Consider the following 24,821-nt stretch of genomic DNA (forward strand, 5'->3'; position numbering starts at 1 on the left):
ACTCCTAGCAATCATTACTTGGTGTTAAGCGTATATTCAACGGGGATATTCAACAGCAGCCGGTCACGGCCCATGTCGTCCGGAATCGGCGGCACCGGATTGGCCAGGGCCAACATGTCCAACGCCGCCTGATCCAACTGCGGAAACCCTGAGCTGGTTTTGATTTTGGCTGAGGTGATTTCCCCTGATCGATTAATGGAAAAGGTCAACACCACAACGCCCTGCTGTTTTTCTTTTTTCAGTTCCGGCGGGTAGTCCTTGTGTTGATTCAACCATGCCTTCAACTCTGCGAAATAGCTCTTGGCGTTGCCTTTGCGCCCGCCGGACCGCTGTTGCTGCTGGGTGCCGGTGGTCTGACGCTTGGCGTCGCGGTTGCTATCCGCCTCGATGAGGGCGGCGGTTGCCTTTTCATTGCGGGTGGCCGGGGTCGACTCCTCGGGCGCCGTTTCCGGCTCCTTGGGTGTGTCCGCCACCGGTTCCTGAGCGGTCGCCGGTTCCGGTTCTTTGACCGTTAGGGCTTCCGGGGGTGGTACGTCCGTTTGCACGGTTTCAAGCACCGGCTTGGGCTCTGCCTTGACCGGTTGCGGTTTGGAAACAGGTGGCGGTTCCGGCAGCGGCTCCGGTTCAATGACGTCCACTGGCGGTTTCGGTTTTCGGGTTTCCAGCTGGTCCTGATAGGAGGACCCCAACTGGCCCAGCCCCACCTCCAAGCCCTGGTCACCATCCACTGCGGAGGAATACGCCCCCAAATTCTGTGCCCGCGGAAACCCCACCAATAACGAACCATGAATACCCAGCGCCAGCAGGAACGCGATGCCCCAATGCCAATACTTCATCGCAGCCGCCCTCTCATGGCTGCGCAGGGCCAGGGGCAGAATTCGCCACCGGCACAGTCAACAGCGTGACCGTTAATGCGCCGGCCGAGCGCACCGCCTGCAGCACCTCATCCATGTCACCGGCCTGCAGGGAACGATCCAGCTTGATGGCCAGTTTCCTGGTGGGTGCGGGGGTGGCCCGGGTCGACGGATCTGAAGCGACCGCCGGCCGGGATGATCCCGACATCGCCATCAGGTGGGTGGTCAATGCGTCCAGCGCCACGGCCTCACCGTTGAGTCGCAACTGGCGCTTGGCGTCCACCTCCAACAACCATTGCGGGTTGCGCAGGGTGGGCTCGGCAACGGACTGCGGCGCCTGAATACGGGTGTTCTGCTGCTGGGTCACCTGGCCGGCAATCAGAAAAAAGATCAGCAGCAAAAAGACAATATTGATCAGCGGAATCAGGCGATCATCCAGGCTGGTGGAGCGTCGCGGTGGCAGCAGGGGTGCGCTCATGGTTGCGAGGCTCCATCGGCATCACCCAGTCGCACTACGCCACCATAGTTGACGCTGGGCACGCCCAGGCTGCGTATCCGGTCCAGCAATTCGATCACGTCCTGCACCGGTACCGCCGCTTCCGGCAGCACGATCACCGCCTGCTGCGGATCGAACCAGTCCTGGTGCTGACTATCCAGCAGACGAAAATCCGCCAGTCGCCGCCCCTGCCCATTCAGGGCGAGGGCACCGTGCTCGCTCAATGTCACCAGCAACGGCTCCGATGGCGCCTCGCTGGGACTGGACACCACCGGCTGCAGGCTGAGGGTGCCCCATTGTTGAAAGCTGGAAGTGAGCATGAAGAACATGAGCAAAATGAACACGACGTCGATCAATGCCGTCAGGTTGATGGCCCGCCGCCGTGGTCGATACAAGAGATCGGTCATGGCTCAGGCGGCTCGGGAAGAAGCCAGCTGCGCTGCCACCGGCTGTGACAACTGCTGGGTAATGAGTTGTTCGATGGCGTCCTGCAGGCGGTGGGCCTGGACTTCCGCCCGGCGTTCAAACCAGCTGTGGGTCATGGACACCGGAATCGCCACTGCCAGCCCGACGGCGGTGGTGAGCAGCGCCACCCAGATGCCACCGGACAGGACCGCAGGGTCCACCTGGGAGCCGGCGGCTTCCATGGCGCGGAAGGCTTCAATCATCCCCAGCACCGTGCCGAACAGACCCAGCAAGGGCGCAATATTGGCCACCACTTCCAGAATCCGCAGGTGGCCGGTGAGCTGGCCCAGTGCCTGCTGAGCCCAGCGCCGGGACTCCGCCCGCAGCCGGTCGCTTTCCTCGCGGATGCCCACGGGCAGCCCTGCCATATGCCGTAACAGGCCCGCCACCGGGTCCCGAGAGCCTTGCAGCTCTGCAGGGAATTGCCCGCGCAGCGCCCCCGTCAGCGCCGACTGGTAAGCCGCCTCTGGCAGGTTGCGCAAGCGCAGATACTCCCAGCCTTTCACCAGAATCACGGTCAAGGCGATCACCGACAGACCGATCAGGATACTGACCACTGCGCCGCCCTGGCCCAGTAACACCGCTAAGTCACTCATACCGCCCCCATAAGTTCAAAAATTAGCCTAACGGGAGCAATATACTCAAATGATAATTATTAGCAATAATATTTTCATGAAGATTTGCTAATGATGCGGTTACGGATACCCCGCCCGATCCATCAACATGATGGCTTCCTGCTGCCGCTGACCGGCAATAGACAGGTTGAGCTTGTCTGCCTTGAACTCACCCCAGGCTTTCACCACCGGATCCCAGCGGGTGGCCGAGTTCACCGGGTACTCCATATTGATGCCTGCAAACGCTTCCTGGGCGGAACGCTTGGCCAGCCATTCCAGCAGGGCCTGGGCGGCTTTCGGGCTCTTGGCGTGGGTGGTGATGCCCGCCCCGGACAGGTTCACATGGACGCCGGTAGTGGACTGATTGGCCCAGAACAAGGCCACCGGCAGGGTCGGGTTCTGCTGCTGCAGACGGCCCAGGTAATAGGTATTGACGATGCCCACGTCACACTGACCGGCGGCAATAGCCTCGATCAGCGCCGTGTCATTGGCAAACACCGGTGCCGCCAGGTTAGCCACCCACCCCTTCAGCATTTGTTCGGTTTTATCCGCCCCGTTGTGCTCCAGCAGCATGGCCACCAGTGATTGGTTATAGACTTTTTTCGAGGTGCGCAGACACAACCGCCCTTTCCAGCGGGGCTCAGCCAGTGCTTCGTAGGTGCTGAGTTCAGCGGGTTTGACCCGCTCGGTGGAATACACCATGGTCCGCGCCCGCAACGACAGGCCGAACCAGCGGTTATCCTCATCCTGATATTGGTCCGGCACCACCGCTTCCAACACCCGGGATTTGACCGGCCGCAGCAAACCTTTGTCGGCCGCCTGCCACAGATTGCCGGCATCCACTGTGATCAGCATATCGGCGGGGGTGCGCGCGCCCTCCGATTGCAGCCGGGCAATCAACGGGCCGGCCTCACCGGTGAGGTACACCACCTTGACCCCGGTCTGCTCGGTGTACAAATCAAAAATGGGCTTGATCAGGCTTTCACCGCGGGTGGAGTACACCACCACTTCCGGGCCGGCCAGCAAGGGAGAGGAAAAGGAGGCCATGAATCCCAACAAAGCAATCCATCGCGCCAGAAAACGAACCATAGTACGAGCTCCACCAGATAGTTTTGCTAATACTAATCATTATCATTTTTAATGTGAACAAAAAAGAATCGAACCACTCCTGAAACCGGTATCAGCCGCTGATGAACTGGTTCACCAACTGTTGAATCTGAGTCGCCGACAGCGCCCCGGCCTGATCAAAGCGGAGCTCACCCTTCTGGAACAGTTTGAAATTGGGAATGCTGCGAATGCCAAAACGGGCGGCCAACTGGGGCTCAGTCTCCGTGTTCACTTTCAGCAGCACGGCTTTACCCGCCAGTAGCTGGGCAGCCTTGGCAAACTCCGGCGCCGTCATTTTGCAGGGGCCACACCATTCCGCCCAGAAGTCCACCAACACCGGAACCGGTGTGTGGGAGATGATATCGTCAAAGCTGGCGGCATCCACCTCAATGGGCGTGGACTGGGGCGGCAGGGGTTGCTTACATTGCCCACACTTCCCCGTGGCCGCCAGGTAACGGGCCGGAATGCGGTTGTTGGTGTGGCAATGACTACAGGTTCGGATCATGACTCAGACTCGGTTGCACTGGACTCGTTACGACTTCAATTCGGTTTATATGGGGCCCGTCATCCGGTTTTTAAAGCCCGCTGCCCATTAACACCAAACCGCAGAACCCTTGACAAGCCCGGCTCATCCAACAACCCTTACGGGAGCCCTTAGCGGTTCAAGCACATGGATAGCAGCACAACCACAACACGGACTTATTTTGACACAGCGGATCAGATTAACCCTGCTGGTGGCCTGCCTGAGTGCAGCCAACCCGTGCCACGCAGCACAACCGGGCAGCGGCCGTGACCTCTTTGCCCTGCCCCTGGAGGACCTGCTGAGCGTCCGGATTTCCGGTGTCGGCAGCCTCACCGAGACCCAGTGGCGGCACAAACCCGCCAGTGTCACCCGTATTACCCGCCAGGATATCGAACGTTCCGGTGCCCGCAGCCTGGATGAACTGCTGGAAACCTATGTGCCCGGCTTTCAGGTCTGGTTGAAAACCAACGGCAACCCCATGGGATTACGGGGCATCATCAGCGACCGCAATACCAAGATGCTGCTGCTGGTCAACGGCCGCCTGATGAATGAGCACACCTCCCTGGGCATCATCAGCGAGCGCTATCTTTCCCTGCTGGGGGACATCCAGTCCATCGACGTCACCCGGGGTCCGGGTTCCAGCGTGTACGGTCCCGGTGCCATCGCCGGTGTCATCAACATCAAAACTCTGAACGGTGACGGTTTCGAAGGCCAGGATATTCGTGTGCGTGCCGGCGGGGCGGAAGAGTTTTACAGTGTCGAGCTCAGATCCGGCACGCACTTTGAGTCCGGCGGCTCCCTGTTTGCCTATTATGGCATCGACCAGTACAAAGGGGCCGATCACGACGATGCCGAAATGCAATTCAGCCTGGACTTCACCAACGCCATCAACGGGCAGAGCGTGCCGGCTCATCAACCGGTGCCCTTCGGCGTTACCCCCTATAACGGTGCCCACCGAGACCTTCCGCGCCATAAGCTGCACCTGGAATACCAACAGGATGCGCTCACCGCCTGGGCCCGTTACACCCGGGGCGGCATAGCACGGGATCTGTCGCTGAGTTCCTATACCAACGTCGACCCCGCCGAACTGCTGGACGAAAGTTTTGGTTACCAGCAGGGCACCCTTACCCTGGCTTACCAACCGCAGGTAAGCCCGGATCTGCGACTGGATGCCCGCCTCAGTGCCGACGTGCTGGACATCGAATACGGCGACCGCAATTACCGCGAGGATGAATGGATGGGCCGCCTGCTGGCCCACTGGCAAGCGGCTGCGTCACACCAGCTTTCCGGCGGCGTGGAATACAGCGTGGAAACCTTCGGCAAGAAAAGTCTGGGCTATCCGCATAGCGATCCTTTCATCAGCAATTCCCTCACCGCTCTGGACAGCGGAACATGGCGCACCGACATGCTGAGCCTGTTGCTGGACTATCAATGGCACCTGAACAACCTGTGGACCCTGTTCGCCGGCGGGCGTTCGGATCGCCACGCCTACACCGACTGGATGCATTCCCCGCGTCTGGGCCTGGTGTATGAACCCGATCCGGACAACCAGTACAAACTGTTGTTGAACCGTTCCGTGCGCCGGGCGGACGATGACAACCTGCGGGAATACTACCTGAGCACCGGGCGCCGGGATGGCCGCACCGAAACCATGAACGCCCTGGAGCTGGCCTGGGAACACCAGTGGGCCGGTCGCCACCGTTCCCTGGCCAGTCTGTTCTTCAACGATTACGACCTGGTGGGGTGGGATTCCAGCGTCATGCAGATCAATCGCATCGGCACTTTGAAAACCCTGGGTCTGGAGCTGGAATTACACTGGCAGTGGCAACAACAAAGCCTGGCGCTGATGTACAGTTACGTGGCGGAGCAGGATTTCAAACTGGACCAGGCCAACAGTGGGCAGTTCATCAGCGCCTCGGTCTACGGCTACGGCGACGACCTGGCCAACTGGGCCAACCACAGTTTGAAACTGACCTATACACGACGTCTGACCAGCGCCTGGGAAGGTTTCACCTCCCTGCGCTATCTCACCGGTCTGGACGGTTCGGAAGCCATGGCGGATTACAATCGCATTGAAAACAACAACAGCGTCTCCAGCCTGCCGCGCACGGACGGCAGCGGCAAAGCCTATGCAGATCGCGCCTTCTGGACCCTGGGGCTGCGCTACAACCGGGACGACCTCACACTGAGCCTGCATGGCTACAACCTGCTGGGCCTGTTCGACTCGGACTGGAACCGCCGCAACGCCTTTGGCCGCAGCGATCAGTACCGGCTGGAGGCACCCGCCTTCGCCGTCAGCGCCGGCTATCGTTTTTAGCGATTGCCCCGCTTAACGATCACCCATCACTGCATTGATGTAGGGTTCCGCCTCCTGTTTCAGGCGCAGAAAACAGGGCCGTTGGGAGACTTCTTCCCAGTAGCGGTAGATGTTGTCAAAGCCGCCGAAGGGCGCAAAGGAGTTCGCGTAGAACAGCACCGGCATGGCAGCGCAATCCGCCATGGTAAAGGTATCCCCCGCCAGATAGCCGGTCTTGCCGAGCTGGTCATCCATAAAACGGTACATGATGCCGATGCGCTCACTGCTTTTGCTGATCAGCCCCTGATCCCGCTCCGCCTCCGGTTTCCAGCTTTCAAAAATCAGGCTCACCACAGGATCATTCAGGTACAGGTCGCACATACGATCCATGAAACGGGTGCGCCGACCCAGTTCGGTATCGCGGGGAATCAACACCGGACCCTGCTCAAACGCAGCATCAATGTATTCCAGAATAATGGTGGATTCGGGGATCATGCGGCCATCGTCACGAATCAGTAACGGCACTTTGCCGAACGGATACAGCTTGCGATATTCCTCCCGGTCCTGCTCATCGGTGAGGTCTACAAGATGCGCGGTGAAGGCCACGTCTTTCTCGTACAGGCCCAGCAGAACCTTTTGGGAATAGGTGGATAGATAGGAAAAGTACAGATCCATGGAGCGGCTCCTCTTGGTCAATGGGGCAAGTGTTGTTGTTATCCTGCGCTGCCTTAACTGTATAGAGTAGCCGCATCTGGGGCATTAGCCCAATGGCCATTGCAATTGCCTAGGCTTTGAGCAAGCGCTCCCAGTCCACCGCGGGATCACCCAGGGCATAGAATTCCGGATTCAGCACACTCTCTTCACGATTGTAGGTCAGTGGCGCAAAATCGGTGTTCAGCACCCGGCCGCCCGCTTCCATCAGCACCGCCTGGGCCGCTGCCGTATCCCACTCACTGGTGGGTGCCAGGCGGGGATACAGGTCTGCCTTGCCTTCGGCGATCAAACAGAACTTGAGAGAACTGCCCATGCTGGTCATCTCAGAGCTATAGCCTTCCTGCTCCATCGCTGCCAACAGCGCGTTGAGTTTTTCAGCGCCATGACGACGGCTGCCCACCACCACCAACTCCCGGTTGGCCACCGTGCGCACGGCAATCTTCTGCCACTGGCCATGCTCCACCTTGAAGGCACCTACGCCCTGGCCGCCCACATAGGCCTGGTCTTTCATGGGTACCGTGACCACCCCCAGCACCGGTTCATGGTGCTCGATCAGGGCAATGTTGACGGTGAACTCACCGGTGCGGTTAATGAATTCCTTGGTGCCGTCCAGCGGGTCCACCAGCCAGTAGCGGCTCCACTGCTGGCGCTGGGCGTAGGGGATCTGATCGGATTCCTCCGAAAACACCGGAATTTCCGGCGTCAGGCGATTCAGCTCTGCCACGATCACGTGGTGGGCGGCGTGGTCCGCTTCCGTCACCGGGCTGTCATCGGCTTTGCGGATCACCTCCACGGCTTCCTTGCGGTCATACACAACCTTGATGGCGTCCCCCGCCTGCTCGGCAATGGCCAGCACATTCTCGATCAATTCTTTGGTTACCAGATCACTCATTACTTACTTCCTGTTTCTCATGATGTCGCGGACCATGTATAACGCCGCCAGGGATCGCGCTTCGGTAAAATCGTCCATCAACAGCAGACTGTCGATGTCTTCCAGGGGGTGCTCCACCCGCTCCAGGGGTTCCGGCTCATCGCCGGACAGGGTTTTCTCGTACAGGTCTTCCGCCAAAACCACATGGATCATATGCCCCATATAGCCGGGCGACATGGAGAGCGCCTTCAACTCGGTAAAGGCCCGGGCACCATAGCCCGCCTCCTCCATCAGCTCCCGGTTGGCGGCCTCGAACACCGTCTCGTGCCCATCCATGGCGCCTTTGGGCAGAGCCAGTTGGTAGTTATGGGTGCCGCAGGCGTATTCCCGCACCAACAGCACGTTGCCGTTGTCTTTCACCGCCACCACCAGCACGGCGGGAATCCGGGGCGTGCGCAGGCGTTCGTAGACCCGTTCCTCCCCGTTACTGAACCGCAGCTGCAATCGCTCAATGCCGAACAGGCGACTTTCCGCCACTAATTGATGGTCGAGTATGGTAGGCTTTTGCGGCATGATTATGGCTCAACTTTAGCTAAACTTTGGCTCAACTACGGGAGTATTCGCATTCATGATTTGCTGGGATCACATCGATACCGTGCTGCTGGACATGGATGGAACCCTGCTGGATCTGTATTTCGACAATTACTTCTGGATGGAGTTTTTACCCCTGCGCTTTGCCGAGGCGAACCATATTAGCCTTGATGACGCCAAAACCCAACTCTTCACCCGCTTCGGCGAACATCGTGGCACCCTCAACTGGTATTGCCTGGATTTCTGGAGCCGGGAAACCGGGCTGGACATCGTCGCTATGAAAGAAGAGGTCAAGGACCGCATCGGTCTGCGTCCCAATGCCATCACCTTTCTGGAGAAGGTCAAGGCATCCGGTCGCAAAGCGGTGCTGGTGACCAACGCTCACCGCGGCAGCCTGGACCTGAAAATGCGCGAAATCCCCCTGCATCCCCACTTCGATGGCATCTTCAGTTCCCATGATTTCGGCCTGCCCAAGGAGGACCCGCAATTGTGGAGCCGCCTGCAGGAAGTGATGCACTACGAACCAGCCCGCACCCTGCTCATCGATGACAGCCTGGCAGTCCTGCGCTCCGCCCGGCGCGCCGGCATTGCCCATACCCTCGGGGTGCTCCAGCCGGACAGCCGCCAACAGGCCATGGACACCGAGGAGTTCATCGGCCTGGACTGCTTCAGCCAGATATACCCCCCGATCGCAGAGTAAAGGGTCAACGGGTAAACACCCACCGCAACACTGTCGACAGGACAAAGCGCCATGGCTTGTGGTCCAAGTTTCCTGACAGGTTTAGGCAACCGGTGCGTCATTTCTTAATATCGCCTCAACGCTGTGCACTCAGCGTTAGCGTAAAGCCCATCATGTAAGTGAAGCATTTGAGTTGTGTAGTCGATACTTTGGCGCCAATGCGGCGCCTTTTTTTTGCCTGCGGCCACCCCCACAATTCCCATTCCCCCCACAATACCCTTTATAATGCAGCGTTACGCTGATCAGAAAACAGCATCACCACACTCGCTTCATCATGGGTTCGCTTCAGATGGGACAGGACGCCAAATCCGATTCAAAAATCCGCCTCGACAAATGGTTATGGGCCGCCCGGTTCTACAAAACCCGCTCCATTGCCAAAGACATGATCGAAGGCGGCAAAGTGCACTATGAAGGCCACCGGGTAAAAGCCAGTAAAGAGGTGACCCTGGGGGCCCAGATTCGACTGCGCCAGGGTTTTGATGAAAAGACGGTGGTGGTGATGGGCCTCAGTGACCGGCGGGGCAATGCCGTGGCGGCCGCGGCCCTGTACGAGGAAACCGCGGCCAGTATCGAACTGCGACAACGGGCAGCAGCCCAACGCAAGGCCATGAGCGCCGCCCACCCGGGAAGCGACAACCGCCCCAACAAGAAGCAGCGCCGCCAGATCATCCAGTTCCGCCATCAACAGAGCGAGTAGTATGAACAACACCGACATCAGCCACCGATTCATCATCAACGACAGCGGCGTACGCGGCCAATGGACTCTGTTGGATGCCAGTTACCAGACGGTACTGGCCAAACACGATTACCCCCTGGAGGTGCAATCCGTGCTGGGGGAGATGATGGCCGCCGCCATCCTGCTCAGCGCCACCCTCAAGTTCGAGGGCAGCATGATCATCCAGGCCCGGGGCGAGCACGTGGTGAGCCTGCTCTCGGTGGAATGCACCCACGATCACAAGCTGCGGGCCATCGCTCGCTGGGATGGCGATACCCAGGGCATGGATTTCCGCACCATGCTGGGGAACGCCACCCTGGCCATCACCATCACCCCGCTGCAGGGGGAACGCTACCAGGGCATCGTGCCCCTGGACGGCACCACCCTGTCCGAGTGCCTGGAGCATTATTTCCAGCGCTCTGAACAATTGCGCACCCAGATTCAGCTGTTCCACGGCAATAACCGGGCCGGAGGCCTGTTGGTACAGGTATTGCCTGCTCATTCCCGTATCAAGGTCGATCCCCAGCAACAGCTGGAGGAATGGGAGCGCATCACCACCCTGGCACGCACCCTGACCGCGGAAGAATTACTGAACCTGGACTGCGCCACGGTATTGCGGCGACTGTTTCACGAGGAATCGGTGGAGTTGTTTCCCGCCGAGGCCGTGGCCTTTGAATGTAGCTGCAGCCGCCAGCGCACGGCGGATGCACTGGCCCAGATTGGTCGGGGCGAGCTGGAGGAGATCATTGCCGAACAGGGCAGGATCGAAGTAACCTGCCAATATTGCAACGAGCTGTATCGCTTTGACGCAGTGGATGTGGCCATGCTGTTCACTCATGGTGCAACTGACAGCGATGGGGAAAGCAAGACCATAAACTGATCAAAAGCACTGTCATGGCGGTCACTTAACCGCCGAAAAGGCCCGGTTTGTAAGTGGTTACTTCTAGTAAAAATCACGCATGACAACAGCGCTTCCATTCGGGGCCCACTGGCCCCCATCTGGGGCGCCGCCGAAAGGCTTAGCGTTTTTCTGTTAAATTTGCCATAATGCGCGGCTCGAATTCGGGCTGGCGTTAAGCCGAGCAGGTTCCGCGACAGCAACCCCTGGATTTCATCGGTCTGTCACGGATACAGCCCAGTATGCTCAACCTGCTTGCGAGAAGCTCCCGCCGAGGCACTGCCTGCGGAACCGCTATCTCATGACGATAGCCAACAGCTTTTATTTTCAACTGTTAGTAAAGCTCGGCCAAAAGCCGAAATAGTGAGGTCATAGGAAACATGTCAACTCCCCAGATTATTACCGATCCGAGCAGCACGTTATTGATTGAAGAAGCCATCAAGCGTGGAGAAGGTGAGCTGGCCCATAACGGTGCCTTCGTCGCCAAAACCGGTGCCCGTACCGGCCGCTCCCCCATGGATCGTTTCATTGTGGACGAACCCAGCACCAGCGAATCCATTCACTGGGGCCCGGTAAACCGCCCTTTCCCCGCCGACAAATTTGACGCACTGTGGGACCGGGTGGCTGATCATGTTGCCAAGGATGACCAGTTCATTTCCCACCTGCACGTGGGCGCAGACCCTGATCATTACATTGCAGTGAAGGTGACCACCCAGACCGCCTGGCACAATCTGTTTGCCCACTGCCTGTTCATCACCCCCGAAAAATTCAATCCCAAGTCCAAAGAAGGCTGGGAAATCCTGCACGCACCGTCTTTCGAGTGCCAGCCGGAACGTGACGGCACCAACAGCGACGGCTGTGTGATCCTGAACTTCGCGGCCCGCAAAGTGCTGATCGCTGGCATGCGCTACGCCGGTGAAATGAAAAAAGCCATGTTCTCGGTGCAGAACTTCCTGTTGCCTGAAAAATCCGTGCTGCCCATGCACTGCTCTGCCAATGTGGGTGAAGACGGCGGCGTAGCCCTGTTCTTCGGCCTGTCCGGCACCGGCAAAACCACCCTGTCCGCCGATCCCGACCGTTACCTGATCGGCGACGACGAGCACGGCTGGGCCAAGGGCGCAGTATTCAACATGGAAGGCGGCTGCTATGCCAAGTGTATCGACCTGAGCCAGAAGAACGAGCCTGTGATCTGGGACGCCATCCGTTTCGGTGCCGTACTGGAAAACGTCGTGCTGGACGAAAACCGCAATCCGGATTACACCGACTGCACCCTGACCCAGAACACCCGTGCCGCCTACCCCCTGGAAAACATCGAAAAGCGTGTCCTGGAAAACCGTGCGGGCGAGCCCAAGCACGTCATCTTCCTGACCTGCGACCTGAACGGCGTGATTCCTCCGGTTTCCCGACTGACAAACGAAGCGGCAGCGTATCACTTCCTGAGCGGTTACACCGCCCTGGTTGGCTCCACCGAAATGGGTTCTGACGCGGGCATCAAAACCACCTTCTCCACCTGCTTTGGTGCACCATTCTTCCCCCGTCAGGCTGGCGAATACGCGGAACTGCTGATCAAGCGCATCAAGGAATTCGATTCCAAAGTGTATCTGGTGAACACCGGCTGGACCGGTGGCCCCTACGGCGAAGGCAAGCGCTTCGACATCCCCACCACCCGTGGTGTGATCACCGCCATTCTGAGTGGTGCCCTGGACGACGTGGCCACCCAGCACATCGACATCCTGAACCTGGATGTACCGGTGGATGTACCGGGGGTTGACCCCAACCTGCTGATTCCACAGAACACCTGGTCACACAAGGATGCCTACGTGGCCCGCGCCCAGCACCTGGCTGAGCTGTTCACTGAGAACTTCAAGAAGTACAGCGACGTCTCTGACGAGATCCGCAACGCCGGTCCCCAGGCAGGTTAATCCCGCCGGGCACCCGCACCGAAAAAACCGCCGGCCTGTCCGGCGGTTTTTTTATGGGGATTTCCCCCAGCACTTGGGTTGTGCTGGATTTAGGTGAAATATTGCGTATAGTGGCGCCCACACTGATCACCGGGCTTTCGCTATGGACCTGTTCGACTCCCCCTTCGGCCAATTCAAACTGCTGCCGCTGCATTACCACCCCAAATCCCCGCAACAGGCCTGGAGCGCAGCGGATACCCTGCTGCTGAAAGAAATTGCACAAGCCGAACCGGCACCGGAGCGCATTCTGCTGGTGAATGACCTGCACGGCGCACTGGGTACCTGCCTGCATCATCGCCGCCCGTTCAGCTGGAACGACAGTTTCAGCAGCAAACTGGCCCTGCAGCAGAACCTGCGACGCAATCAGCTGAGCTTTGCGCCGGACCATTTTCTGGAATCCACCGAGCAGCCCCAGGGCCAGTTTGACGCGGTGCTGATCCGCCTGCCCAAAACCCTGTCCCTGCTGGAGTACCAACTCACCCGGTTGCGGCCACTGCTCACGCCGCAAACCCGCCTGATCGGGGCCGGCATGGTGAAACACCTGAGCAAATCCATGGTGCAATGCTTTGAGCGCATCATCGGGCCGGCCAGCACCTCTCTGGCGTCCCAAAAAGCACGCCTGGTATTCGCCCAACTGGACCCGGCGTTACAACCGCCCACACCCCAGCCGGTGCGTTACGGTATTCCCGGCACCGAATTGCAACTGTTGAACTACGCCAACGTGTTCTCCCAACAACAATTGGATATGGGCACCCGCTTTCTGCTGGAACACTTCCCTGATGTCAGCGCCGCCCAACACGTTCTGGATCTGGGCTGCGGTAACGGTGCATTGGCCTGCTTTGCCGGGCACAAAAATCCCGCTGCAATGCTGAGCCTGCTGGACGACTCCTGGCTGGCCTTGCAGAGTGCCCGGGAATCAATCGAGTTGAACGGCCTGAAGAACCCCTGTGAATACCTGGCTGCAGACGGGCTGGACGGATTTGAGGATCGGGTGGACCTGATCCTGTGTAATCCGCCGTTTCATGACGGCAGTCGCCTGGATTCCAACATCGCCCTGCGCATGTTCAAGGGCTCCAAACGCTGCCTGAAAGAGGATGGCAAACTGGTGGTGGTGGGCAACCGGCATCTGAATTATCACCAGACCCTGAAGCCCCATTTCAAGGACGTGGAGCTGACCGCCAGCAATCCCAAATTTGTGATTCTGACCGCCAGCCGACCACGTTAGGCCCATCTAGTAGCAGTAGGCCAGGCAGGATTACCCCACCTGTTCGGTAACGTGCTTGCTGCCGGACAGGGCACGCTTGATTTTCAGTACACCAAAGTAGGCGCCCCACACACCACCCACCAACAGGCGCTGCACCCACGAGAACAGGCGCACCCCCATGGGCTGATGTTTATAGACTGTCACCTCCTGGGATTTGCCGTTTTTGTAATCCTTGCCGATTACCAGACTGGCGTCCTGCTGATCCGGGCTCTTTGCCCAGGTCAGCTCGTAGGTGTTGCATTGGAAGGTGTTATCGCCGGTGGGGGTGAAGTGATACAGAATGGGCAGGCCACGGATCTTCACCGCCAGCATGCCGTCGTCCACCGTCACGTCCGCAGAGATGGGCACGGTCATCCCCAGTAACGGCCCCCGTACCACCAGGGTACCGCAATAGCCCCGCAGGGTGGCTTCGTCCAGCTCCACCGGATTGAGCTGGAGAATATTGGTTTCTGATCGCACCTGCTCCACAAAGTCTGCCGGGAACAGCTGCAGGGTTTGCGCGGTGATGGGACAGTCCATCACCAGATGCACCCGGGTAATATCACTTTTGTTGCGCAGGGAATGGGGCTTGCTGAAATCACCGAACCAGAATTCACCGGGCTTCCAGTACACGTCCTCATCGCCGATGCTGAATTCCACCCGCGGGTCGGTGACGATGGGGATGTGCAGACGCACCATGCCATAGTTCCAACCGAAACCGGCGTCGGTATGTTCACCGATGACTTTGCCCGGCGGTAAAAACAGAATACGGGCGACGTACACCGGGCAGCCGATGCCATCGAGGATTTCCTTGAAATAGGGGCAATGGGCCATCACTGCCGTATCTTTGCTGTGACCGGTGTGCGCCGCCAGGGTGTTGCCGTGATCACCGGAAAAATTACGCAAGCCGATGCCGGTCCAGCTGCCGTCATGGTATTTGCCCACCTGGGGCGCCGATTGGAATTGCGCGGTGGCGGTCTCCAGGTCCGCCCGCAGGCGCTCCACATCAAAGCTGCCCTTCAACTGTACGCTGGTGGTCTTCATGTCACACTCCTGTCACTTTATTCTTGTTTGAGGCCTGCTGTGCTGACGTTCGTTTTGAGCGCCTATTCTAACGTCTCAAACGTCGCTGCCAGATCCCTGGCCAATACACTGGAAAACAGCGGCCGCCCCTTGTCCATGGAAAGATGGGATACATCATAAAAATCGCTGCCATCAAACGCCCCATGCTCCTGATAGTTGCGGATGGTCACCCCGGTGCGTTGCTGTAACTGCTGCAACAACGCCTGCAAACGCGCCTGCCCTGCCGGGGATAATTGCACCCACTGGCGATTACGCGGCAACAGCACGATTTCAACCCGATCCGAAAAGCGGCGGGCGCTGTCTACGGTATCAAGAAACTCGCCGACAAGCTTGTCATTGAAGGTCAGGTTTTCAATATCACAACATTGTATCCGGCTCTGTAAATCCATCGCCATGGCCTTCGGGTGACGCATCTGGCGGGAGATTTCAGCAGCCACTTCCTGGGCCTGGGGCGACAGGTCCATCATGTCGATCAGCCCGCCCTGGGTGACCGGATTCCAGACATGGGATTTTCCGCTGATGGGCTGCTCCTCCCGAATATACTGGTTCAGGCGACTGCGGAACTCCGCCAGCTGCTGCAGGTGATTCAGTTGATCCTCGGTGAGTTGCGCCATCAGCGGCGCCTGGGCCTGGGCCTGCCCCACCAGAAAGCGCAAACCGCCCGTAATGGCCTCTGCCGAAACGCCATGGCGCAGGTATTTGATGCTGACCAGGCGGGCGAACCGTTCCGGGTCCTGCCAGAAAGTGGCGCCCACCTGTTGAGGCGACATCAGCATGGCCTGCACCTGCTCGGTCATAAACGGCCGGAACTGTTCCCGTGCCTGGGTCACCAGAAAGGGATTGAATTCCAGCAGCACCACGTCGGCCCGGCGCCCCTGGGCGGCATAGGTGTCCGCGATGCGCTGCACCAGAAGTTTCAGGTAGGAAGGCTTCATGTTACCCATGCCCACATTGAAACTGGTCACCTCCTTGTTTGCCACGGATTGCACGGTGGCATCAAAAATACGGGGGGAAAACCCGTCCTTTACCAACGAGGAGCCGATGAACAACAGGGTATTACCCTCGGTTGCCGCCATGTAATCGAGGGAGTCGATTACTGAGCGGATGCGCTGGATGCCAAAGATGTCCCCGGCACCGGCCTCCGCAGAACGGGTCAGCCAGTTCACCAACCCCATGGCCGGCAACAGGGTCACCGCGGCGATGAGCATGGTATAGAGGGCCATCCGCCTAGAACTGGAAGTAGATGAACTCATAGCCCGGCTCTCCGATCAGAATGGTGAAGGTCAGCCCCAGAATCAGCAGTGGCACAAAACGGGGATAGCGCCGGGTAATCAGCTCCCGGCGGTGCACAATCCCGTAGTCGATGCAGTGAATCAACAGAATCACCAGGGCCACCATGGCCAGCACCGCACCGGCATAGGGTTGCGACTCGATGGAGGAGGCCGGGTTGTGCAGGGCGCCCAGGATGGCAAAGGCATCCCCCATGCTTTCGGCGCGAAAGAACACCCAGCCGATGCACACCAGATAGAAGGTGAACAACCACTGCAACCAGCGGAACGCGCTCAATTCAATACCGGCCAGCCATTGGCCCAGGCGGGTACGGCGCAGTAAATGGGTCAACGAAATGATGGTGCCGTGATACGCCCCCCACCAGACAAAGGTCCAGGCAGCACCGTGCCACAGGCCTCCCAGTAACATGGTAATGAACACGTTGCGGATCTGGCGGCCGTTACGGTTGCCCCCCAGGGCGATGTATAGGTAGTCCCGCAGCCAGCTGGAAAGGGAGATGTGCCAGCGCTTCCAGAAATCCACCGGCGACAGGGCAAAATAGGGGGTGTTGAAATTCAAGGGAATCTGTATGCCCAGCAGCAGGGCAATGCCGATGGCGATGTCGCTGTAGCCGGAAAAATCCCCATAGATCTGCCCCGCAAACGCCAGCACGCCGGTCACCGTCTCCAGCCAACTGAGGGGAGCATCACTATTGAACAGGGTCTGCGCCGGTGCCGCCAGCAGGTCGGCAATGGTCTTCTTGAACAACCCCATGGTAATCAGCACAAAGCCGAACTTCACATCGTCTGGCGTTACCTGGGGGAAGCGCTCGATCTGGGGCAGGATCTGCTTGGCCCGCAGAATGGGGCCCGCCACCAGCTGGGGGAAAAACGAGAGCGTGGCGAAGAAGGGCACGAAATTACGGCGGGCGCGGGTTTCGCCCCGATACACATCAATGGTGTAACTCATGCTCTGGAAGGTGTAGAACGAAATGCCCACCGGCAACACCACTTCCAGCGTTCCCAGTGACACCGGCATGCCGAAGAAACTGAGGGTGTCCTGTACCGAGTCGATCATGAAGTTGGAGTATTTGAAGATCCCCAGGATACCCAGGTTGGTGACGATGGACACCAGCAGCCAGCGTTTGCGGGCGCGCTGTTCCGTATGGCCCTCAATCTGCTGGGCAACAAAAAAATCCACCACGCCGCTGAACACCAGCAAGGGCACAAAGCGGTAATCCCACCCGGCGTAGAACACCAGGCTGGCCACCACCAGAAACAGCGCCCGCCCCCGTGGCTGGGTAAAGACAAAGCAGTACAGCAGGAAGAACAGGGCAAAGAAGCCGAGGAACAGTGGCGTATTAAACAGCATTGGGAGATTCTTGGCGTTTATTATTATTCGTTCGACTGCCCCCATTGGAGAAGGCAGCTACGTTCGCAGTCGGTATTTTCCGGCTCTCGCCGGTTGACGTCAAATGTTGTCAGATGGTCGGTTGTGAATTTTCAACCCACTTCACAGGCACATGGCCCAATATGACCATTAATTAGCACCGGCAGACTGTGAGACTGGGCCCGGCTTTCCCTATACTGAGATCATATTGGTACCAAAGCACCAGATTTCCGGAGGAGCACCATGACCGCAGCCGCCACCGCCGCCAAGCGCATCGGCACCGACGCCATCCCCGTCCGCCAGATGGACTTTGAGTTCGATGAGGCCATCTCCACCTTCTGGTTTGATGGTGACCCCCTGCGCACCATGATCCTGACTGCCCTCTCCGGCACCTTTCCGGAAGGGGAGCGTATGTTCATGCGTTCCGTCCGCCATTACCAGAGCAACCTCAAAGACCCGGAGCTGCGGCAGCGGGTGAAGGCTTTCATCGGCCAGGAGGCTCACCACGGCAAGGAACACCAGACCTTCAACGACATGATGACCCGCAAGGGCATCCCCGTGGACAAGATCGACGCCTACACCAAAATGGGGCTGAAGCGGATCGAGCGCTTTTATTCCCCCGGCCGGGTGCTGGCCAAGACCTGCGCCCTGGAACATTTCACCGCCCTGTTCGCGGAATTGTTGCTGGCCCACCCGGAGCTGATTGACGGCGTGGATGAGCCCCTCAAACCCCTCTGGATCTGGCACGCCATCGAAGAAAGCGAGCACAAGTCGGTGGCCTACGACGTGTATCAGGAGCAGGTTGGCGGGTATTGGCTGCGGGTCAGCGAGATGGCCATCACCACCGTGATGTTCAGTTTCTTTTCCGCCCTGCACACGGCCCAGTTGCTGCAGGCCGCCAAGGACCAGCCCCGCACCAGGCGTTGGCGCCTGAAAGACCGCGTGCAGGGCATGTGGCGGCACCGGGAAGTTCTGGCGGAACTGGGCAAGCACTACCTGACCTATTACAAGCCGGATTTCCATCCTTCCCAGAAGGACAGTCGCGCCCTGCGGGATCGCGGGCTGGCGTTATTGACCGCCTACGTGGGAGACAAGGCCCACATTTCCGCCTGAGCGATCCCTTCGCACCACCGCTTTCTACCCTACTCCGGTCCGACACCCAGCGGGTGAAGGGCCGGTCTTTTCCCGCGCTGGTTTAGCCTTCCTGAAACCGGTATGATTTAGAACCACTAGCGCTCTGCATTGCACTCGTTTCCACTGCCGTTTTGGCTCTTACTAGACCTTGCTCAAGACATTAAGGGACCGCATTCATGGAAATCATTAAAACCCTCGGCGAATTCATCATCGACAACCAGAAGGAATACCCGGAAGCCAGCGGCGAGCTGACCTCCCTGTTTTCCTCCATCCGGCTGGCCGCCAAAATCCTGCACCGGGAAATCAACAAGGCCGGTCTTGCGGACATCACCGGTGCCCACGGTGACCAGAACGTGCAGGGGGAAGAGCAGCAGAAACTGGACGTCTACGCCAACGAGCGTTTCAAGAATGCACTGGCACAACGGGGTGTGGTGTGCGGTATCGCCTCTGAGGAAGAGGAAGAGTTCGTCAAGTTCGAGGAAACCAAAAACTGCGACGGCAAATACGTGGTATTGATCGATCCCCTGGACGGTTCCTCCAACATCGACGTGAACGTGTCCGTGGGCACTATTTTCAGCGTCTACAAGCGCGTGTCTCCGGTGGGCTCCCAAGTCACCGAGGCCGATTTCCTGCAGCCAGGCAGCAAGCAGATCGCAGCCGGATATGTGATTTACGGTTCCTCCACCATGCTGGTCTATTCCACCGGCAATGGCGTCAACGGTTTCACCTACGATCCCACCATCGGGGTATTCTGCCTGTCCCACCCCAATTTCCAGATCCCCAAAACCGGCACCATCTATTCCATCAATGAAGGCAACTACGTGCACTTCCCGGAAGGGGTGAAAAAGTACATCAAGTACTGCCAGGAGGAGGACAAAGACACCAAGCGCCCATACACCTCCCGCTACATTGGCTCCCTGGTTTCGGATTTCCACCGCAACCTGATCAAGGGTGGCATCTATCTGTACCCCACCTCCAGCCGTTATCCGGAAGGCAAGCTGCGCCTGCTGTACGAATGCAACCCCATGGCGTTTCTGATTGAACAGGCGGGCGGGATCGCCACCGCCGGGCCCGGCAAACGCATCCTGGACATCGAGCCCACCTCCCTGCATCAGCGTTGCCCGCTGTTCGTGGGTTCACCGGATATGGTGAACCAGCTCAACAAGTTCATTGCTGAATTCGGCTGATTCACCACCGCCATGCGCACCCTGATTCTGCTGGCGGGCCTCTGGCTTCCCTGCCTCCTGTGGGCGGTGGAATCCCAGCAGGCCCGCTTTCAGGTGGAAGTGGTGGCGCAGGGCCTGGACCACCCCTGGGGCCTGGACTTTCTGGCAGACGGCCGCCTGCTGGTGAGCGAGCGTTCCGGCCAGTTGCGTACGGTCACTGTTGCCCCTGTGGCTGGCAACAACACCGACAACAAAGCGCCCGCCACGCTCAGCGACCCGATTCAGGGGCTGCCGGACATCTGGACCGGAGGCCAGGGCGGCCTGCTGGATGTGGCCCGTTATCAGGATTGGATCTATTTCAGTTATGCCGAACCCGGTAGCCTGCCGCTGACCAACTCCACCGCAGTGGCCCGGGCCAAACTGCAGGCCAATCGCCTTACCGATCTGCAGGTGGTGTTCCGCCAGCAACCCAAATACGTATCCCGGGCCCATTTCGGTTCACGGCTGGTGTTCGATCAGGCAGGCCATCTGTATATCACCCTGGGGGATCGTTACCTGCCCCGGGACGACGCCCAGACCCTGGACAATCACCACGGCAAGATCATTCGCCTGTGGGCCGATGGACGGGTGCCTGAAGATAACCCCTTCGTGGCAACCCGGGGCGCGCTGCCCGAGATCTGGTCCCTTGGCCACCGCAACAGCCAGGGGGCAACCCTGCACCCGGTGACCGGCGAATTATGGACGCACGAACACGGTCCCCGCGGCGGCGACGAGATCAACCTGATCCAGCCCGGGCATAATTACGGCTGGCCGGTGATCACCTATGGCGAAGAGTACAGCGGCGGCAAAATCGGTGAAGGCACCCACAAAGCAGGGCTGGAACAACCGCTGCACTACTGGGTGCCCTCCATCGCACCGTCGGGCATGACCTTCTACAGCGGAGACGCCTTCCCCGCCTGGCAAGGGGATCTGTTTGTGGGCTCCCTGAAGTTTCGCCAGTTGGTGCGCCTGGAGCTGGATGGCCACAAGGTGGTGGGGGAAGAACGCCTGCTGGAACAGGAGGTGGGCGAACGGATTCGGGATGTGGTGCAGGGGCCCGACGGGTTCCTGTATTTGCTCACGGACCAGAGCAACGGCAAGATTCTCAGGCTGAGACCATGAGCCCAAAAGCGCCTTATCAAGAACCGCATAATATTGAAACCCTGCTGGTGGATTACCACGATCCACAGCAGGCCCGGCATCTGGTGCAGTTGCTGGATCACTATGCCCGTGACCCCATGGGCGGCGGTGAACCCCTGGCCGACGCGGTGCAGGCCAATCTGGTGACGGGGCTGGCCCAACGCCCGTTTGCCTTCAGCCTGATGTGCTATGTGAACGGCCAGCCGGCCGCCCTGACCAACTGTTTTGAGGGCTTTTCCACCTTTGCCGCCAAACCCCTGATCAACGTCCACGACATTGTGGTCCATCGGGATTACCGCGGCCTGGGCCTCAGTCAGATCCTGCTGAACAAGGTGGAAACGCTGGCGCGGGAGCGTGGCTGCTGCAAGATCACCCTGGAAGTGCTGTCCGGCAATACCACCGCACAGGGTGCCTACCGCAAGTTCGGCTTTGAGCAATACCAGTTAGACCCAAACGCCGGCCAGGCACAGTTCTGGCAAAAGCCGCTCCACTGAAGCCTCTACAATAACCTCTATGCACTAAAACCCATTGCCAGATTGTGGCTTTCGGTATATTAGTGGGCTCTCCACCCCATTCTGTCCATCCACATCAGCCGGGAAGTCGTTATGGAACCACTGGAAGAGGCTTTACGCACCACCGCCCTGGAATTCGGAGCCCGCATTGTGGCCCGGGAATTCGAGTCCGCCCATCAGCTGCTGGCACCACAACTGGCCGCCGATATCAGCCCCGGCGACCTGGAACACGAATTCGATGAAATGATCGTGCACTTTGATACCGAAGATGCCGCCCCGGTGCCGGATGCGCTGCAGCAGGTGGACGAAGACGATTTCGGCCAATGGATCTACATGCCCATAGAAGGGGATGGCGAATTGGAGGCCATCACCCTGGCCCTGCAAAAGGTGGATGGCCACTACCGGATCACGGACATTGAATGGGGTAAGCAATGGAAAGGCGTGGACTCGAACTGAAAATACCGCCCCTGGCCCTGGTCCCCCTGTTTGGCATTCTGATGGCCGTGCTGGCCTGGCTGACACCCGAAATGGGGCTGCCCGCCCCCTGGCGCGGGTGGAATGCAGGCATCCTCACACTGGCCGGATTCCTGATAGCCCTCGCCGGGGTGATCGGTTTCCGCCGTGCCCGCACCACAGTAAATCCCCTGCAGCCGGACAGCAGTTCCGCCCTGGTGAATACCGGTATCTACCGCTTCAGCCGTAACCCTATGTATGTGGGGTTCCTGTGCTGGATACTGGCCTGGGGACTGTTTCTGGACAGCCCGGCCGCCCTCCTGCTGGGGTTGGGCTTCATACCCTATCTGAACCGCTTCCAGATCCTCCCCGAGGAGCAGGCTCTGAACCAATTGTTCGGTGAGCACTACCGCAACTACTGTAAACAGGTACGACGCTGGCTGTAACCCCCTTTACTTTGAGACAGAAACAAGAGTATTGTCTCAGACCATAAGACACTCATTTATCCTGACTGAGACGGGTTGAGTCATGAGTACAGCACCAGCAATAAAAACAAAGCCCATTCCCCAAGCCCTGGGGCCCGACAGCCTGGCCTGGCAACACGCCGGTGACAACCTGCAACTGCTGATTGCGGGCACCACCCTGTTGTTGCAGGTATCCCATCCGGTGGTGGGGGCCGGCGTCGGCGATCATTCCGTTTTCAAGAAAGACCCCTGGGGTCGCCTCAAGCGCACCACCGAGTGGGGTTTGCGCCTGTTGTACGGCGGCCCGGAGGGTTCACCCCAGGCCGGTCGTGATTTGCGGGAACTGCATCGCGGCATCAAGGGTTCCGACGACAAAGGCCGCCGTTACTTTGCCCTGGACCCGGAAGCCTACACCTGGGTGCACATGACCACCTATTACACCCTGGTGAACACCCAGAAATACTTTGGTGATACCCCCTTCACCCCCGAGCAGGAAGCCCAGCTCTATGACGAGTGGGTGCAACAGGGCCGGGTTTTAGGCATTCGCGACGAAGACATGCCCCAGGACGTGAACAGTTTCTGGGAGTATTTCGAGCACATGGTGAGCAACCGCCTGGAAGTCACCGACACCGGCCGCTACCTGTTGGACGTGAGCCTCAGCGCCATGAAAAAGCCACCGGCGTTGAAGCTGGTTCCCAACCGGGTCTGGCGTTCGTTTTACCGCAGTGCCGGCAACTATGCGCTGCTCAACACCGTCGCCACCTTGCCACCCACCCTGCGCATACGCTACGGCCTGAGCTGGGACGCGCGCCAGCAAAAACGCTTCCGCCGTTGGGCGCGGGTGTTGCGCCTGGCGCTGCCGCTGGTGCCTGCCAAAGTCCGCTATATGCCCCCGGTCTACCACACGCTGAAAGGCGATTACCAAACCCCTGAGCAACGGGCCGCGTCGGCCTGAAGATTTAACCCCTTGCCCGGATTCCACAACCCGGGCACCATTGACAACGGATGCAGTAGAACCCACCGCATCCGTTTTTTTTGCGCGTCACAATCAGAACAGGGAGTGTAAAAAGTGAAGTTTCTATTGAAGTTGATCAGCGGATTGATCGTGATGGTTGTGTTATTGAGTGCCGCTCTGGTGGCGTTCACCTGGGAGCCGGATCGCTCGGTGGAAGAATTGGCCGCACGCTGGGCGCCAGCCCCCTCCCAGTTTATTGATGTCAACGGTCAGCAAGTGCACCTGCGGGACGAAGGCCCACGGGACGACCCAAGCCCCATCGTCTTATTGCACGGTACCTCCGCCAGCCTGCACACCTGGGACGGCTGGGTGGCGGAACTGGCACAAAGCCGCCGCGTGATCCGGTTTGACCTGCCCGGCTTTGGGCTCACCGGCCCCAACCAGACGGGCGACTATCGCATGGATACCTATGTGGCCTTTGTCATGGACGTGATGGACAGCCTGCAGGTGCCGCACTTTGTACTGGGTGGGAATTCCCTGGGGGGAGCCATCGCCTGGCGTACTGCCGCCGCCCATCCGCAACGGGTGGACAAACTGATTCTGGTGGATGCCGGCGGATATCCCTACGAACCGGAAAGCTGGCCCCTGGCGTTTGTGATCTCCCAAACTCCACTGCTGAACCAGGTAATGGAATACACACTGCCGCGTTCTGCGGTGGAAGCCAGTGTGCGCGATGTGTACGGTGACCCGTCGAAGATCACACCGGAACTGATCGACCGCTATTTTGACCTGGCGTTGCGGGCCGGCAACCGCGGTGCCCTGCGGGAACGATTTGCCCAGAACAAACAGGACGACCGCAGTGCGCTGGTGAAAAACCTGCAGCAACCCACGCTGGTGTTATGGGGATCGGAGGATCACCTGATTCCCGCCAGCATCGCCTATCGCTTTGAGGCCGATCTGCCCAATGGCAGACTGGTGATGTTCGAGGGACTCGGACACGTTCCCCACGAAGAAGACCCCATCACCACAGTGGCGGAAGTGAATCGTTTTTTATAACGGCTAGTCGGCTTTTAGAGTCTCAATCCTGAACACAAAAAGCCCATCCCGGCACCGGGGATGGGCTTTTTTCT

At 59.0% G+C, this 24,821-nt stretch carries 25 protein-coding genes and 1 pseudogene; 14 read left to right on the forward strand and 12 right to left on the reverse strand.

Annotated features, from left to right (window positions below; genetic code table 11):
* Positions 1 to 14: 14 nt before the first annotated feature.
* From D9N14_RS05020 to trxA, 6 genes are all read right to left on the reverse strand, one after another.
* Positions 15 to 836 (reverse strand): energy transducer TonB, encoded by an 822-nt coding sequence (locus D9N14_RS05020; RefSeq protein ID WP_290577587.1) that lies wholly within the window; start codon positions 834 to 836, stop codon positions 15 to 17.
* A gap of 13 nt (positions 837 to 849) precedes the next feature.
* On the reverse strand, positions 850 to 1,332 hold the full coding sequence (locus tag D9N14_RS05025) for an ExbD/TolR family protein (RefSeq protein WP_290577590.1): 483 nt from the start codon (positions 1,330 to 1,332) through the stop codon (positions 850 to 852).
* Positions 1,329 to 1,757: an ExbD/TolR family protein gene (locus D9N14_RS05030; RefSeq protein WP_290577593.1), complete on the reverse strand. Its 429-nt coding sequence runs from the start codon at positions 1,755 to 1,757 to the stop codon at positions 1,329 to 1,331. The genes D9N14_RS05025 and D9N14_RS05030 overlap by 4 nt, the downstream gene beginning before the upstream one ends.
* A gap of 3 nt (positions 1,758 to 1,760) precedes the next feature.
* Positions 1,761 to 2,411: a MotA/TolQ/ExbB proton channel family protein gene (locus D9N14_RS05035; RefSeq protein ID WP_290577595.1), complete on the reverse strand. Its 651-nt coding sequence runs from the start codon at positions 2,409 to 2,411 to the stop codon at positions 1,761 to 1,763.
* Positions 2,412 to 2,510: 99 nt separating this feature from the next.
* Positions 2,511 to 3,476: an extracellular solute-binding protein gene (locus tag D9N14_RS05040; protein WP_317622580.1), complete on the reverse strand. Its 966-nt coding sequence runs from the start codon at positions 3,474 to 3,476 to the stop codon at positions 2,511 to 2,513.
* Between the two features lie 133 nt (positions 3,477 to 3,609).
* Positions 3,610 to 4,041, reverse strand: a complete 432-nt coding sequence (gene trxA, locus D9N14_RS05045; RefSeq protein ID WP_290577599.1) for a thioredoxin — start codon at positions 4,039 to 4,041, stop codon at positions 3,610 to 3,612.
* A 199-nt stretch (positions 4,042 to 4,240) separates the two neighbouring features.
* Between trxA and D9N14_RS05050 the strand changes: the two genes are divergently transcribed.
* On the forward strand, positions 4,241 to 6,376 hold the full coding sequence (locus tag D9N14_RS05050) for a TonB-dependent receptor plug domain-containing protein (protein ID WP_290577601.1): 2,136 nt from the start codon (positions 4,241 to 4,243) through the stop codon (positions 6,374 to 6,376).
* 12 nt (positions 6,377 to 6,388) lie between these two features.
* Here the strand turns inward: D9N14_RS05050 and D9N14_RS05055 are convergent, their stop codons facing one another.
* The 3 genes from D9N14_RS05055 to nudE form a co-directional block, all read right to left on the reverse strand.
* A complete protein-coding gene (locus D9N14_RS05055; protein WP_290577603.1) occupies positions 6,389 to 7,030 on the reverse strand; it encodes a glutathione S-transferase family protein in 642 nt (213 codons plus the stop codon).
* 109 nt (positions 7,031 to 7,139) lie between these two features.
* Entirely contained in the window at positions 7,140 to 7,961 is an 822-nt protein-coding gene (gene cysQ, locus D9N14_RS05060) for a 3'(2'),5'-bisphosphate nucleotidase CysQ (protein ID WP_290577605.1), read from the reverse strand.
* A 3-nt stretch (positions 7,962 to 7,964) separates the two neighbouring features.
* The gene (gene nudE / locus D9N14_RS05065) at positions 7,965 to 8,513 is read right to left on the reverse strand and encodes an ADP compounds hydrolase NudE (RefSeq protein WP_290577607.1); all 549 of its coding nucleotides are present in this window, start codon (positions 8,511 to 8,513) and stop codon (positions 7,965 to 7,967) included.
* 55 nt (positions 8,514 to 8,568) lie between these two features.
* Between nudE and yrfG the strand changes: the two genes are divergently transcribed.
* The 5 genes and pseudogenes from yrfG to D9N14_RS05090 all read left to right on the forward strand — a co-directional run bounded on the left by yrfG (position 8,569) and on the right by D9N14_RS05090 (position 14,069).
* Positions 8,569 to 9,231, forward strand: coding sequence for a GMP/IMP nucleotidase (yrfG, locus tag D9N14_RS05070; RefSeq protein ID WP_290577609.1), 663 nt, complete (start codon positions 8,569 to 8,571; stop codon positions 9,229 to 9,231).
* A 328-nt stretch (positions 9,232 to 9,559) separates the two neighbouring features.
* Positions 9,560 to 9,967 (forward strand): ribosome-associated heat shock protein Hsp15, encoded by a 408-nt coding sequence (hslR, locus tag D9N14_RS05075; protein WP_290577611.1) that lies wholly within the window; start codon positions 9,560 to 9,562, stop codon positions 9,965 to 9,967.
* Position 9,968: 1 nt separating this feature from the next.
* Complete coding sequence (hslO, locus tag D9N14_RS05080; protein ID WP_290577613.1) at positions 9,969 to 10,865, forward strand: Hsp33 family molecular chaperone HslO; 897 nt, start codon at positions 9,969 to 9,971, stop codon at positions 10,863 to 10,865.
* Between the two features lie 383 nt (positions 10,866 to 11,248).
* Positions 11,249 to 12,805, forward strand: a pseudogene (locus D9N14_RS05085) (phosphoenolpyruvate carboxykinase); the annotation flags it as partial.
* Positions 12,806 to 12,947: 142 nt separating this feature from the next.
* A complete protein-coding gene (locus tag D9N14_RS05090) occupies positions 12,948 to 14,069 on the forward strand; it encodes a methyltransferase (RefSeq protein WP_290577615.1) in 1,122 nt (373 codons plus the stop codon).
* Positions 14,070 to 14,099: 30 nt separating this feature from the next.
* On the opposite strand, the gene D9N14_RS05095 is transcribed toward D9N14_RS05090, so the two are convergent.
* The 3 genes from D9N14_RS05095 to D9N14_RS05105 form a co-directional block, all read right to left on the reverse strand.
* On the reverse strand, positions 14,100 to 15,131 hold the full coding sequence (locus D9N14_RS05095; RefSeq protein WP_290577617.1) for an aspartyl/asparaginyl beta-hydroxylase domain-containing protein: 1,032 nt from the start codon (positions 15,129 to 15,131) through the stop codon (positions 14,100 to 14,102).
* A 62-nt stretch (positions 15,132 to 15,193) separates the two neighbouring features.
* Positions 15,194 to 16,423, reverse strand: a complete 1,230-nt coding sequence (locus tag D9N14_RS05100) for a hypothetical protein (RefSeq protein WP_290577619.1) — start codon at positions 16,421 to 16,423, stop codon at positions 15,194 to 15,196.
* Entirely contained in the window at positions 16,398 to 17,810 is a 1,413-nt protein-coding gene (locus tag D9N14_RS05105; RefSeq protein WP_290577621.1) for an MBOAT family O-acyltransferase, read from the reverse strand. Before D9N14_RS05105 ends, D9N14_RS05100 begins: the two co-directional genes overlap by 26 nt.
* Before the next feature lie 261 nt (positions 17,811 to 18,071).
* Here D9N14_RS05105 and D9N14_RS05110 point away from each other — a divergent pair, with 261 nt between their 5' ends.
* From D9N14_RS05110 to D9N14_RS05145, 8 genes are all read left to right on the forward strand, one after another.
* On the forward strand, positions 18,072 to 18,941 hold the full coding sequence (locus D9N14_RS05110; protein WP_290577623.1) for a metal-dependent hydrolase: 870 nt from the start codon (positions 18,072 to 18,074) through the stop codon (positions 18,939 to 18,941).
* A gap of 197 nt (positions 18,942 to 19,138) precedes the next feature.
* Positions 19,139 to 20,149, forward strand: coding sequence for a class 1 fructose-bisphosphatase (fbp, locus tag D9N14_RS05115; RefSeq protein WP_290577625.1), 1,011 nt, complete (start codon positions 19,139 to 19,141; stop codon positions 20,147 to 20,149).
* A 12-nt stretch (positions 20,150 to 20,161) separates the two neighbouring features.
* Positions 20,162 to 21,289 carry a PQQ-dependent sugar dehydrogenase gene (locus D9N14_RS05120; protein ID WP_290577627.1) on the forward strand — a complete coding sequence of 376 codons (1,128 nt, stop codon included), beginning with the start codon at positions 20,162 to 20,164 and terminating at the stop codon, positions 21,287 to 21,289.
* Positions 21,286 to 21,801 carry a GNAT family N-acetyltransferase gene (locus tag D9N14_RS05125; RefSeq protein WP_290577629.1) on the forward strand — a complete coding sequence of 172 codons (516 nt, stop codon included), beginning with the start codon at positions 21,286 to 21,288 and terminating at the stop codon, positions 21,799 to 21,801. Before D9N14_RS05120 ends, D9N14_RS05125 begins: the two co-directional genes overlap by 4 nt.
* A 111-nt stretch (positions 21,802 to 21,912) precedes the next feature.
* Complete coding sequence (locus D9N14_RS05130) at positions 21,913 to 22,275, forward strand: hypothetical protein (protein ID WP_290577631.1); 363 nt, start codon at positions 21,913 to 21,915, stop codon at positions 22,273 to 22,275.
* Positions 22,251 to 22,718 carry a methyltransferase family protein gene (locus D9N14_RS05135; RefSeq protein ID WP_290577633.1) on the forward strand — a complete coding sequence of 156 codons (468 nt, stop codon included), beginning with the start codon at positions 22,251 to 22,253 and terminating at the stop codon, positions 22,716 to 22,718. Before D9N14_RS05130 ends, D9N14_RS05135 begins: the two co-directional genes overlap by 25 nt.
* An 82-nt stretch (positions 22,719 to 22,800) precedes the next feature.
* A complete protein-coding gene (locus D9N14_RS05140) occupies positions 22,801 to 23,691 on the forward strand; it encodes an oxygenase MpaB family protein (RefSeq protein WP_290577635.1) in 891 nt (296 codons plus the stop codon).
* A 114-nt stretch (positions 23,692 to 23,805) separates the two neighbouring features.
* Entirely contained in the window at positions 23,806 to 24,747 is a 942-nt protein-coding gene (locus tag D9N14_RS05145; protein ID WP_290577637.1) for an alpha/beta fold hydrolase, read from the forward strand.
* Positions 24,748 to 24,821: the final 74 nt, after the last annotated feature.

This window comes from Ketobacter sp. (assembly GCF_003671495.1).
Lineage (GTDB): Bacteria > Pseudomonadota > Gammaproteobacteria > Pseudomonadales > Ketobacteraceae > Ketobacter.